The following is an 11,415-nucleotide window of genomic DNA, read 5'->3' on the forward strand; positions in this document are numbered from 1 at the left end:
CCGTGAAGTGGTGCGTGTCGGTGCTGCTGATCGTCGCGCTCGCCCTGGGCAGCTGGCAGCTCGCCGACGCCCTCATCAACCACGACGGCCGGGGCGGCGATACCGGCAACTCCGCCGCCCAGCCCGGCGGGGCCGGGGGCTCCGGTGGCGGCCGCGAGGGCGGCAGGCCGGTGGAGATCGAGAGCGCCCGGGACTTCGACCCGTACGGCACCGGCAGCGAGTCCCCGAGCAGCGTCTCCGCCGCGTACGACGCCGACCCGTCGAGCTACTGGGAGACCAAGTGGTACACGAGCGAGGTCTTCGGGAACCTCAAGGACGGCGTCGGGCTGGTCCTGGACCTCGGTGAGCCGAAGCGCGTCGGCAGCGTCAAGGTGTCCCTCATCGGCGACAGCAAGCTGACCGCCATGGCCACCCCGCAGGACACGGCGTCGATGCCGACGGACCTGTCCGGCTTCGAGGAGTTCGACGCGGCGGACGGCACCAATCTGACGCTCAAGCCCACCAAGCCGGTCGTCACCCAGTACGTTCTGCTGTGGCTCACGGAGATTCCGCCGTCGAACGAGGGCAACTTCCGTGGCAAGATCTCCGACATCCAGATTCGGAGCTGAGCGGACGGCATTCGACCGGGGGGAGGGGTCGGCGTTGGAGAACGCCAGCGGCGACGACGTGGACGACCGCACGCTCCTCGCCCGCCATGTCTCCGGCGAGGACCCGTACGCCTTCGCCGAGATCGTCAGACGCCACCGGGACCGGCTGTGGGCCGTGGCCCTCCGCACCCTCGGCGACCGCGAGGAGGCGGCGGACGCGGTGCAGGACGCGCTGCTGTCGGCCTTCCGCGCGGCGCACACCTTCCGCGGCCAGTCCGCCGTCACCACCTGGCTGCACCGCATCACCGTGAACGCCTGCCTGGACCGGGCTCGCAAGGCCGCCAGCCGCCGCGCGGCACCGGTCGCGGACACCGAGCACTTCGAGCAGCTGCTGGAGCCGGAGGAGTCCGCTGAGGCGCCCGCGGAGCGGGAGGACACCGGCCGTGAGCTACGTGGAGCGCTGGCGACCCTGCCCGTGGAGCAGCGCGCCGCCCTGGTGCTCGTGGACATGGCGGGGTACCCCGTCGCGGAGGCGGCCGACATCCTCGGCGTTCCCGCGGGTACCGTGAAGAGCCGCTGCGCCCGCGGTCGCGCCCGCCTCCTTCCTCTCGTACGTCATCTGCGGCTGTCCGCGGCCGGCTCCGGAGCGGGGGGACGGAACCCGACGCAGGGGACATCCGTCCCACCGACGGCAGAGCAGAGCGACGTACGCGCGGCGAAGGGCGGAGGTGAGAAGTCGTGACGCAGATCCCGCAGCCCGCCGGCTCCGACGACGGGCACCCGGAGGTCGAGGAACTGGCCGACCTCTCCGAGGGCCTCACGTCCCCCACCCGCAGCCAGCAGCTCCACCGCCATCTCGACGAGTGCGCCACCTGCCGCGAGATTCAGGAGGCCCTCGACGGCGTACGCGGGCTCCTCGGCACCCTCCCGGATCCGGGACCGATGCCCGCCGAGATCGCGGGGCGCATCGACGCCGCGCTGGCGGCCGAGGCGCGCTACGACGCGGATGTGTCGGCCGTCGATGTTTCACGTGAAACCGCGCCGCCCGCGCCCCAGGTGCCCGCGCCCCGCGAGGCCGTTTCACGTGAAACACGGACCGCCCGCGCGCACCGCCGGCCCGCCGGTCATCGCCCGGAGGCCACCGGCCCCGGCCGACGCGCCCGGCGCTGGCCGCGCGTGCTCCTCGGCGCCGCCGGGGCGGTCGCGATCGTCGCGCTGAGCATCGTGCTCGTCCAGCTCCCGACGGGCGACGGAGACGACAGCGGAACCTCGGAGACGTCCGCCGCCCAGGAGAACGCACAGGGGGACGCCCAGAAGAACGCCCCGAAGGCAGTCCCGAGCGACGCCGCCCAGGGACCGCTGAGCCCGGGCACGCTGGAGTCCCGGGTAGTCGGCATGCTCCAGCAGCCGGAGCGGCGGGAAGCCGGTGACGCCGGCGAAGGCACGGCCGACGAGGGCGACGATCCGTTCGTCGCCGAGGGAGACGCCCCCCAGGTGCCCACGTGCGTACGCGCCGCCGTCAACCGCTCCGACGCGCCCCTCGCGGCCGAGAAGGACACGTACGAGCAAACCCCCGTCTACGTCGTCGTGCTGCCGCACACCGGCGACCCACAGCGAGTGGACGCCTACGTGGTGGATTCTTCCTGCACGGACTCCCCGGATCAGCCGGGCGAGATCCTGCACCGCGACACCTTCCAGCGACGCTGAGCCGCGCCCAACCGCCCACGGGAATGTCCGGCCCGTAGGATCCGTTGGGTGGGGTGAGAGGGACAGGACGCTAGCGGTCCCCACCCCTTCAGGCAGCCGGTCGTAGACAAGGAAGAGTCCGTGAGCGACGTTCGCAACGTGATCATCATCGGCTCGGGGCCGGCGGGGTATACCGCCGCGCTGTACACCGCCCGCGCCGCGCTGCAGCCGCTGGTCTTCGAAGGCGCCGTCACCGCCGGCGGCGCGCTCATGAACACCACCGACGTGGAGAACTTCCCGGGTTTCCGCGACGGAATCATGGGCCCGGATCTGATGGACAACATGCGGGCACAGGCGGAGCGCTTCGGCGCCGAGCTGGTCCCCGACGATGTGGTGGCCGTCGACCTCACCGGCGACATCAAGACCGTCACCGACACCGCGGGCACCGTACACCGCGCGCGGACCGTGATCGTCTCCACCGGGTCGCAGCACCGCAAGCTGGGGCTGCCGCGGGAGGACGAGCTGTCCGGCCGGGGTATCTCGTGGTGTGCCACCTGTGACGGCTTCTTCTTCCGCGAGCAGGACATCGTGGTCGTCGGCGGTGGCGACACGGCGATGGAGGAGGCCACGTTCCTCTCCCGCTTTGCCAGCAGCGTCACGGTGATCCACCGCCGGGACAGCCTGCGTGCCAGCAAGGCGATGCAGGAGCGGGCCTTCGCGGACCCCAAGATCTCGTTTGTCTGGGACAGCGAGGTCGCCGCCATCCACGGGGGCGACAAGGTCTCCGGCCTGACCCTGCGGAACACCAAGACGGGCGCGGAGTCCGAGATCGCGGTCACGGGTCTGTTCATCGCCATCGGACACGACCCGCGCACGGAGCTGTTCAAGGGACAGCTGGAGCTGGACGGGGAGGGCTACCTCACGGTCGACGCCCCCTCCACGCGCACCAACCTCCCCGGGGTCTTCGCGTCGGGCGACGTTGTCGACCACACCTACCGCCAGGCGATCACCGCCGCCGGGACGGGTTGCTCTTCGGCGCTGGACGCCGAGCGCTACCTCGCCGCGATCGCCGACCAGGAGAAGTCGGCGGAGCCGGAGAAGGTCGCAGACGCCGTCTGAGACCGAGCAGCCATCAACGCACAACGACGTAAGGAGTACGCCATGGCCGGTGCCACGGTGACCGCAACCGACGCGGACTTCGAGGAGAAGGTCCTCAAGAGCGACAAGCCCGTACTGGTCGACTTCTGGGCTGCCTGGTGCGGCCCGTGCCGCCAGATTGCTCCGTCGCTGGAGGCCATCGCCGCGGAGAACCCGGAGAAGATCACCATCGTCAAGCTCAACATCGACGAGAACCCGGCGACGGCCGCGAAGTACGGCATCATGTCGATTCCGACGATGAACGTCTACCAGGGCGGCGAGATCGTGAAGACCATCGTCGGCGCCAAGCCGAAGGCGGCCCTGGAGCGCGACCTCACCGAGTTCATCGGCTGACCCAGCGGTTCTCGTTTCACGTGAAACGTCATCGTGGCGCGTGAAACGCAGAAGCCGACAGACGAAGGGCCCGTCCCCGCGAGGACGGGCCCTTCGTCGTGCCGGGCGGCTGTCAGAGCGGTCGCAGCACCGGGTCCTTCCGCGCCCCGCCGAGCAGCTTGTCGAGCGCCAGCTCCACGTCCTCCTTCCAGGAGATCGCGGAGCGCAGCTCCAGCCGCATCCGGGGATAGCGGTGGTGGGGCCGTACGGTCTTGAAGCCGACCGCCACCAGATGGTCGGCCGGCAGCATGCACGCCGGCTCCTTCCAGGCCGCGTCTCCGAACGCCTCGACGGCTTTGACGCCGCGGCGCAGGAGATCCTTCGCGACGGTCTGGACGATGGTCCGGCCGAGCCCCTGCCCCTGATACCCCGGGTTGAGCCAGGCGGTCATCAGCTGCACGGCGTCCGCCGACACCGGGCTCGTCGGGAAGGCGAGGGAGCGGGGCACGTAGGCGGGCGGGGCGTACATCACGAAGCCGGCCGGCACATCGTCGACGTAGACGACGCGGCCGCAAGATCCCCACTCCAGCAGGACGGAGGAGATCCATGCCTCCTTCTCCCGCTCCGGGTGCCCGGACTTGGCGGCGGCTTCACCGCTGACGGGGTCCAGCTCCCAGAAGACGCACGAGCGGCACCGCCGGGGGACGTCCGGGAGATTGTCCAGGGTGATCGGTACGAGCCTTCGCCCCATGGAGCCCGATCCTCTCCTTCACCGGCATCCCCCTCGATACCCGTATGCATCGTATCCGGAGACGACAAAACAGGCCGCGGATTGCCTCCGCGGCCTGTCTCGTCAGGGAGTGCGAGAGGGGGAGTGGTCTACTCGTCCTCCTCGGCGTCCTCGCCGCTCAGCTTCTTCTCCAGCACCCTGCCCTCACCGGGTGCCATCGAGCCGAGGATGCGCTCCAGATCCTCTATCGAGGCGAACTCGACGACGATCTTCCCCTTCTTCTGACCGAGGTCGACCTTCACCCGGGTCTCGAAGCGGTCGGAGAGCCGCGACGCCAGATCGGTCAGCGCCGGAGACATCCGGTTGCCCGCCCGCGGCGCCTTCGGCCGGCGCCCGCTCTTGGGCTCCGACGCCATGAGCGTCACGACCTCCTCGACGGCCCGCACCGACAGCCCCTCGGCCACGATGCGGTGTGCCAGCCGGTCCTGCTCGCCCGCGTCCTCCACGGACAGCAGCGCCCGGGCATGGCCCGCGGAGATCACCCCGGCCGCAACGCGCCGCTGCACGGGCGGCGAGAGCCGCAGCAGCCGCAGCGTGTTGGAGACCTGGGGGCGGGAGCGGCCGATCCGGTCGGCGAGCTGGTCGTGCGTGCACTCGAAGTCCCGCAGCAACTGATCGTAGGCGGCGGCCTCTTCCAGCGGGTTGAGCTGCGCCCGATGCAGGTTCTCCAGCAGCGCGTCCAGGAGGAGCTTCTCGTCGTCCGTGTCGCGGACGATCGCGGGAATCCGCTCCATGCCGGCCTCGCGGCAGGCACGCCAGCGGCGCTCACCCATGACCAGCTCATAGCGGTCCGAGCCCAGTCGGCGGACGACGACCGGCTGGAGGAGCCCGACCTCCTGGATGGAGGTGACCAGTTCGGCGAGGGAGTCCTCGTCGAACACCTCGCGCGGCTGCCGCGGGTTCGGCGTGATGGCGTCCAGCGGAACCTCGGCGAAGTGCGCACCGGCCACTTCGCCGCCGTCCGCGGCAGCCTCGACGACCGGCGGCGCCTCGTAGGCGTGCTCCGGCGGAACCTGCTCCTCGTACCCCTGTGTCTCGGGCTGCGGCGCCCGCTCCGACACTATGACCGGCACCGCGCCCGGCGACATGGTGGCGCCGCCGACCAGCGGTCCCGAGTCATCGGCGGGAGTGGGTGCGGCGGGGATCAGCGCCCCCAACCCGCGGCCCAGTCCTCTGCGTCGTTCCGTCACTGAGCCCCTCCGTCGTGCCGCTCGTGATGAGCTTCAGCCTGCCTGGGCATACCGCGCAGGGCCATCTCGCGGGCCGCCTCCAGATAGGAGAGCGAGCCGCTCGACCCCGGGTCGTAGGTGAGGACCGTCTGTCCGTAGCTCGGTGCCTCGGAGATACGCACCGAGCGCGGGATGCTGGTCCTCAGCACCTCGGCGCCGAAGTGGCCGCGGACTTCGTCCGCCACCTGGGAGGCCAGGCGCGTCCTCCCGTCGTACATCGTGAGGAGGATCGTCGACACATGGAGCCGGGGGTTGAGGTGCCCGCGCACCAGGTCGACGTTGTGCAGGAGTTGGCCCAACCCTTCCAGCGCGTAGTACTCGCACTGGATGGGGATGAGCACCTCGTTGCCCGCCACCATGGCGTTGACCGTCAGCAGGCCGAGTGAGGGCGGGCAGTCGATGAAGATGTAGTCCAACGGCTGCTCGTAGGCGTCGATCGCCCGCTTCAGCCGGCTCTCCCGGGCCACCAGCGAGACCAACTCGATCTCCGCGCCCGCGAGATCGATGGTCGCCGGCGCGCAGAACAGCCCCTCGACATCGGGGACCGGCTGCACCACCTCGGCCAGCGGCCTGGCTTCCACCAGTACGTCGTAGACCGACGGGACTTCGGCGTGGTGGTCGACGCCCAGCGCGGTCGAGGCATTGCCCTGCGGATCGAGGTCGACGACGAGCACCCGGGCCCCGTGCAGGGCCAGCGATGCCGCCAGGTTGACCGTGGTGGTGGTCTTGCCGACCCCACCCTTCTGGTTGGCGACGACCATCACGCGGGTCTGCTCGGGGCGCGGCAGACCCTGACCGGCCCGCCCGAGCGCCTCTACGGCGAGTTGAGCGGCACGGCCGATCGGAGTGTCGTCCATCGGAGGCGGTGTTTCACGTGAAACATCCGCCGATTCGGAGCGGGGACCGGGGACCGGATCGGCCATCGGCCCCGCGACATTGGCGTCGGACCGCAAGGATTCACTCTCCTCGACTTCAGACTCGCACTGCACAGAGCCTGCCATGCTTTCGGGGTCGCGAACCAGCGAGGCCCGTTCTCCTGTGGATGATTCCTTATCCACAGCCGACTCGCGGGCCTCTGCGGCACCGCGTCCTCGGCTGAGGATCCCGGGGAGCAACGAACGATGTTTCACGTGAAACACGATGCACAGCCCCGCGGGGGCACCACCGCAGCGACACTCCGGTGTATGTACGGTAGGCGGCTTTAATGGACCGATCGGCCCTCTTTCGGATACGAGCAGACTAACGGCGTCGGCCGTGCCCGCCGCGACCGCCCTTCCGAGCGGCCCTGGCCCGCTTGGCGGCGAAGCGTACGCCCCCCGGGCTCTCGCCCACCACGGCCCGTACCACGGTCGCCGGCGGGTCCACCACCTCGGCTCCGACCTGCACGATCTCGGTCTCCGTGACACCGAGCTTGTGCAACGCGGCCTTCGAGGCGCGCAGTTCCTCCTCGGCGCTCTCGCCCTTGAGCGCCAGCATCTCGCCGTACGGGCGCAGCAGCGGGACGCCCCAGCCGGCCAGCCGGTCCAGCGGGGCGACCGCCCGCGCGGTGACGACCTGGACGGGCTCCAGCGTGCCGAGGACCTCCTCGGCCCGGCCGCGGACGACGGTCACCTGCTGCTCCAGTCCCAGCAGCTCGGTGACTTCCTGCAGAAACCGGGTGCGCCGCAGCAGCGGCTCCAGCAGCGTGATCCGCAGATCGGGACGGACGAGCGCCAGCGGGATGCCCGGCAGCCCGGCGCCCGAGCCGACATCGCAGACGGCGACGCTCTCGGGCACCACCTCGGCGAGCACCGCGCAGTTCAGCAGATGCCGCTCCCACAGCCGGGGGACCTCCCGCGGGCCGATCAGGCCGCGCGTCACCGCCGTGTCCGCCAGCAGCTCGGCGTAGCGCACCGCGTCCGGAAGGGCACCGCCGAAGACCTTGCCGGCGGCTTCCGGCACCGGCGGAAGATCCGCAACTTCGGACACGGGTACGTCCTCTCGCTTCAGCTGGGGCGGACGGGCGAGGCAGGTGACAGGGGAGCAGTCTGGGCCGGTCGGGTCAACCGGCCCAGGGGTACAGCAGTTGCGTTCCGGTCAGGCAGGGAGCACGACCACGCGACGCTCGGGCTCTTCGCCCTCCGACTCGCTGCGCAGCCCCGCGGCCTTCACCGCGTCGTGCACCACCTTGCGCTCGAACGGGGACATCGGGCGCAGCTTCTCCGGCTCGCCGCTCTCCTTGACCCGCTCGACGGCCTCGGTGCCCAGCTCGGTCAGCTCCGCCCGCTTGCGGGCCCGGAACCCCGCGATGTCCAGCATCAGCCGGCTGCGGTCACCCGTCTCCCGGTGCACGGCCAGCCGCGTCAGCTCCTGCAGCGCCTCCAGCACCTCGCCCTCGCGCCCCACCAGCTTCTGCAGCTGGCGGTCCGACGCCCCTTCGCTGATGATCGACACCGAGGCCCGGCCGCCCTCGACGTCCATGTCGATATCGCCGTCGAGGTCCGCGATGTCGAGCAGTTCCTCCAGATAGTCGGCGGCGATCTCGCCTTCCTGCTCCAGGCGCGTCAGGACGTCCTCGGCGGTGGCCTCGGGCTGCTCGGGCTGGGACTCGATCTCCGCACCGGCTTCGCCGGTCGCGGACGCGGTGTCCGTCACGTGGGGACTCCTTCTTACTTCTTCGACGGGTGCTTGGGCCGCTGGGGCCCCTTGCGCTGACCGGACTTCGCGTTACGGGCGTTCCCGCCCGCACCGCCGCCGCCGGATGAGCCGCCCGCCTTCTTCTTCGAGGCGTTCGACGCGGGCTTCTTGTCCTCGGACTCCGCCGCGTCGTCCTCGCCGTCCTGCCGCTGGCCGGAGCCGCCGGACTGGGCGTGGCTGCGGCGCTGGGACTTCGACTGCCGCTTCGGCTGCTGCCGCCGGCCGGGGTCGCCGCCGCCGGGCTTGGCGTCCGCCAGCGGCGTCTCGCTCTTGATCACGGTGCCGTCCGCCTGGGGCAGGAGGTCGTGCTTGGCCAGCGCGGAGACGAACTTCCGCTCGTCCTCGTTGCGGTCCTTGCCCTTGGCGACCATCTGCTTGACGACGTAGCGGTCGCGGCGGCCGCGCACGCCGCCGCGGTCGATGACGTGCTTCTGCATGCGCTCCAGCAGGTGCGCGTAGGACTTGCTGCCCGGGGTGGGGTTCCGCTTGATCACGTACATCTGCTGGCCCATGGACCACACGTTGGTCGTCAGCCAGTAGATCAGGACGCCGACCGGGAAGTTGATGCCGAAGACGGCGAACATGATCGGGAAGATGTACATCAGCATCTTCTGCTGCTGCATGAAGGGCGTCTTGACCGTCAGGTCGACGTTCTTCGTCATCAGCTGGCGCTGCGTGTAGAACTGCGACCCCGACATCAGCACGATCATGATGACGGTGACGACCCGCACGTCGGCGAGCGTGGCGCCGAGGCTCTCCACCTTGCCCGCGCTGTCCATGAACTTCGCCGCGATCGGGGCACCGAAGACGTGGGCCTCACGGGCCTGCTCGACCTGCGTGGCGTTGAGGACGCCGACCTCGTTGTTACCGGCGATCTTGTTCAGCACCTGGAAGAGCGCCAGGAAGAAGGGCGACTGGGCGAGGATCGGAAGACAGCTGGAGAGCGGGTTGGTACCGGTCTCCCGGTACAGCTTCATCATTTCCTCGGACTGGCGCTGCTTGTCGTTCTTGTAGCGCTCCTGGATCGCCTTCATCTTCGGCTGGAGCACCTGCATGTTCCGCGTCGCCTTGATCTGCTTCACGAAGAGCGGGATCAGCGCGATCCGGATCACGACCACCAGCGCCACGATGGACAGCCCCCACGCCCAGCCGCTGGCCTCGTCGAATACCAGGCTGAACAGCGAGTGGAACTGGACGATGATCCAGGAAACGGCGATATAGAGAGGTTTGAGGACCGTGTCCACGAATCAGGCTCCTTGGGCCTTGGGCTGCGTCTTGCCCAGCCGGCTGCGCAGCCGCTGGTGCCAGACCGGATGCTTGCGGGGCGGAACGTGATCGACCCCGCCGAGCGACCACGGATTGCAGCGCAGGATGCGCCAGGCGGTCAGGCCCGTGCCTTTGACCGCGCCGTGCAGCCGGATCGCCTCATAGCCGTAGTGCGAGCACGACGGGTAGTACTTGCAGACCGGCCCCAGCAGCGGGCTGATGGTCCACTGGTACAGCTTGATCAACCAAAGCAGCGGATACTTCATCGCGGCGCCCTTCCCAGCAACCGCCCCAGCGCTGCGTCCAGGTCATCGCGCAGCCGGTCGAAGCCGGCCTCCGCGGCGCCAGGCAGCGCCCGTACGACCACCAGGCTACCTGTGGGCAGCTGATCCAACCGATCCCGTAGGAGATGACGCAGACGACGCTTGACGAGGTTGCGCGCGACCGCCGGTCCGACGGCCCTGCTGACGACGAAACCCGCACGCGGCGGGGAGGTGTCCTCCCCGGCGGCATGCGGGTCACCGCCACCGTTCAGATGGACGACGAGCAGGGGGCGGCCGGCCCGTCGTCCGCGGCGTACCGCTCGGGCGAAGTCCTCGCGCCGCCGCAGCCGGTGCTCAGCGGGCAGCACGAGCACACCACCGGGTCAGGCGGACAGGCGTGCGCGGCCCTTGGTGCGACGGGCCGTGATGATCGCACGGCCGGCGCGGGTACGCATACGCAGCCGGAAGCCGTGCGTCTTGGCACGCTTGCGGTTGTTCGGCTGGAAAGTGCGCTTGCTCACTCGGGGGCTCCAGGAGAAGTTGTCACGGGTAGGTAGGCGCCGAACGGCTGCCACCGTGCGCCCGCGAGCCGGCTCGTCATCCCCCGACACGTGACATGATCACTGTCGCGGCCTGAGACTGATCGGAGGCAGGCGGCAGCAGCCGTCGACATCTCGACCTCGACACGGTACGCGGGCGGCCACCTTCCGGTCAAACCCGCCCTGCGCGGCCGACACGCCACAGGACACTGTGCACAGCCTGTGGACAGCGACTTGAATGGTGCAGCTCGGCGTGACTACCGTGGCTGGACTTCCGACCCTTGCGCGGATCCATCCCACCCGTCCCGAGATCACACCTTCGTGACTGCCGTGACCCTGAAAGAGCGTGACCCGTGGCCGACCTGCCTGCCGATCTCGCTGCAGTCTGGCCACGCGTGCTTGAGCGGCTGCTCGCGGACGACCAGGGCATCGAGGCCAAGGACCACCGGTGGCTGCGCGACTGCCAGCCGCTCGTCCTCGTCGCCGGGACCGCCGTGCTGGCGGTGCCCAACGAGTACGCGAAGGGCGTCTTCGAGGGCCGTCTCGCCTCGAAGATCACGGATGCGCTGAGCCACGCCTGCCGCCAGCCCATCGGCCTGGCCGTCACGGTCAGCCCCGGCGAGCCGGAGTCGAAGCAGCCGCAGCAGGCGCCGCCCCCGCAGCCGGTCCCGGAGCAGGGCGGGCACGGTCCGCACGCCCCCCACAGCCCGCAGGGTCCGCACACCCCGCACACCCCCCAGGGTCACCAGCCGCCGCCGCACGAGCAGGCCCCGCACCCCGGTGCCCCCCACCTCCCGCTGCCCCACACCGCCGCGCAGCCCACGCACCAGAGCCACCAGGGCCATCCGAACCACCAGCCGCCGCACCAGCCCCACGGCGGCGCGCTGCCCGAGCCGCCGTACGACGCGT

At 70.3% G+C, this 11,415-nt stretch carries 13 protein-coding genes and 2 pseudogenes; 6 read left to right on the forward strand and 9 right to left on the reverse strand.

Features of this window, described 5'->3' with window-relative positions:
* From H5J30_RS07425 to trxA, 5 genes and pseudogenes are all read left to right on the forward strand, one after another.
* Positions 1 to 608: pseudogene (locus H5J30_RS07425) on the forward strand (serine/threonine protein kinase); the annotation flags it as partial.
* 34 nt (positions 609 to 642) lie between these two features.
* Positions 643 to 1,329 carry an RNA polymerase sigma factor SigM gene (gene sigM, locus H5J30_RS07430; protein ID WP_181786361.1) on the forward strand — a complete coding sequence of 229 codons (687 nt, stop codon included), beginning with the start codon at positions 643 to 645 and terminating at the stop codon, positions 1,327 to 1,329.
* Positions 1,326 to 2,294 (forward strand): RsmA family anti-sigma factor, encoded by a 969-nt coding sequence (locus tag H5J30_RS07435; protein ID WP_181786362.1) that lies wholly within the window; start codon positions 1,326 to 1,328, stop codon positions 2,292 to 2,294. Before sigM ends, H5J30_RS07435 begins: the two co-directional genes overlap by 4 nt.
* Before the next feature lie 120 nt (positions 2,295 to 2,414).
* Positions 2,415 to 3,392, forward strand: coding sequence for a thioredoxin-disulfide reductase (gene trxB / locus H5J30_RS07440; RefSeq protein WP_181786363.1), 978 nt, complete (start codon positions 2,415 to 2,417; stop codon positions 3,390 to 3,392).
* Positions 3,393 to 3,404: 12 nt separating this feature from the next.
* Positions 3,405 to 3,764 carry a thioredoxin gene (gene trxA, locus H5J30_RS07445; protein ID WP_374100953.1) on the forward strand — a complete coding sequence of 120 codons (360 nt, stop codon included), beginning with the start codon at positions 3,405 to 3,407 and terminating at the stop codon, positions 3,762 to 3,764.
* 112 nt (positions 3,765 to 3,876) lie between these two features.
* Here trxA and H5J30_RS07450 read toward each other — a convergent pair whose 3' ends face one another.
* From H5J30_RS07450 to rpmH, 9 genes are all read right to left on the reverse strand, one after another.
* Positions 3,877 to 4,494 carry a GNAT family N-acetyltransferase gene (locus H5J30_RS07450; protein WP_181786365.1) on the reverse strand — a complete coding sequence of 206 codons (618 nt, stop codon included), beginning with the start codon at positions 4,492 to 4,494 and terminating at the stop codon, positions 3,877 to 3,879.
* A gap of 128 nt (positions 4,495 to 4,622) precedes the next feature.
* A complete protein-coding gene (locus tag H5J30_RS07455) occupies positions 4,623 to 5,723 on the reverse strand; it encodes a ParB/RepB/Spo0J family partition protein (protein WP_181786366.1) in 1,101 nt (366 codons plus the stop codon).
* Positions 5,720 to 6,763: a ParA family protein gene (locus H5J30_RS07460; RefSeq protein WP_258563168.1), complete on the reverse strand. Its 1,044-nt coding sequence runs from the start codon at positions 6,761 to 6,763 to the stop codon at positions 5,720 to 5,722. The genes H5J30_RS07455 and H5J30_RS07460 overlap by 4 nt, the downstream gene beginning before the upstream one ends.
* Before the next feature lie 238 nt (positions 6,764 to 7,001).
* The gene (gene rsmG, locus H5J30_RS07465; protein ID WP_181786367.1) at positions 7,002 to 7,730 is read right to left on the reverse strand and encodes a 16S rRNA (guanine(527)-N(7))-methyltransferase RsmG; all 729 of its coding nucleotides are present in this window, start codon (positions 7,728 to 7,730) and stop codon (positions 7,002 to 7,004) included.
* 108 nt (positions 7,731 to 7,838) lie between these two features.
* Entirely contained in the window at positions 7,839 to 8,354 is a 516-nt protein-coding gene (locus H5J30_RS07470) for a Jag family protein (protein ID WP_181786371.1), read from the reverse strand.
* A 56-nt stretch (positions 8,355 to 8,410) separates the two neighbouring features.
* Positions 8,411 to 9,682, reverse strand: coding sequence for a membrane protein insertase YidC (gene yidC / locus H5J30_RS07475; protein ID WP_181786368.1), 1,272 nt, complete (start codon positions 9,680 to 9,682; stop codon positions 8,411 to 8,413).
* 3 nt (positions 9,683 to 9,685) lie between these two features.
* The gene (gene yidD, locus H5J30_RS07480; RefSeq protein WP_018838819.1) at positions 9,686 to 9,970 is read right to left on the reverse strand and encodes a membrane protein insertion efficiency factor YidD; all 285 of its coding nucleotides are present in this window, start codon (positions 9,968 to 9,970) and stop codon (positions 9,686 to 9,688) included.
* Positions 9,967 to 10,335: a ribonuclease P protein component gene (gene rnpA, locus H5J30_RS07485; RefSeq protein WP_181786369.1), complete on the reverse strand. Its 369-nt coding sequence runs from the start codon at positions 10,333 to 10,335 to the stop codon at positions 9,967 to 9,969. Before rnpA ends, yidD begins: the two co-directional genes overlap by 4 nt.
* 15 nt (positions 10,336 to 10,350) lie before the next feature.
* Complete coding sequence (gene rpmH / locus H5J30_RS07490; protein ID WP_027773413.1) at positions 10,351 to 10,488, reverse strand: 50S ribosomal protein L34; 138 nt, start codon at positions 10,486 to 10,488, stop codon at positions 10,351 to 10,353.
* A gap of 371 nt (positions 10,489 to 10,859) precedes the next feature.
* Between rpmH and H5J30_RS07495 the strand changes: the two are divergent.
* A pseudogene (locus tag H5J30_RS07495) lies at positions 10,860 to 11,415 on the forward strand (chromosomal replication initiator protein DnaA); the annotation flags it as partial.

The organism is Streptomyces phytophilus (assembly GCF_013870535.1).
Taxonomy (GTDB): domain Bacteria; phylum Actinomycetota; class Actinomycetes; order Streptomycetales; family Streptomycetaceae; genus Streptomyces; species Streptomyces phytophilus.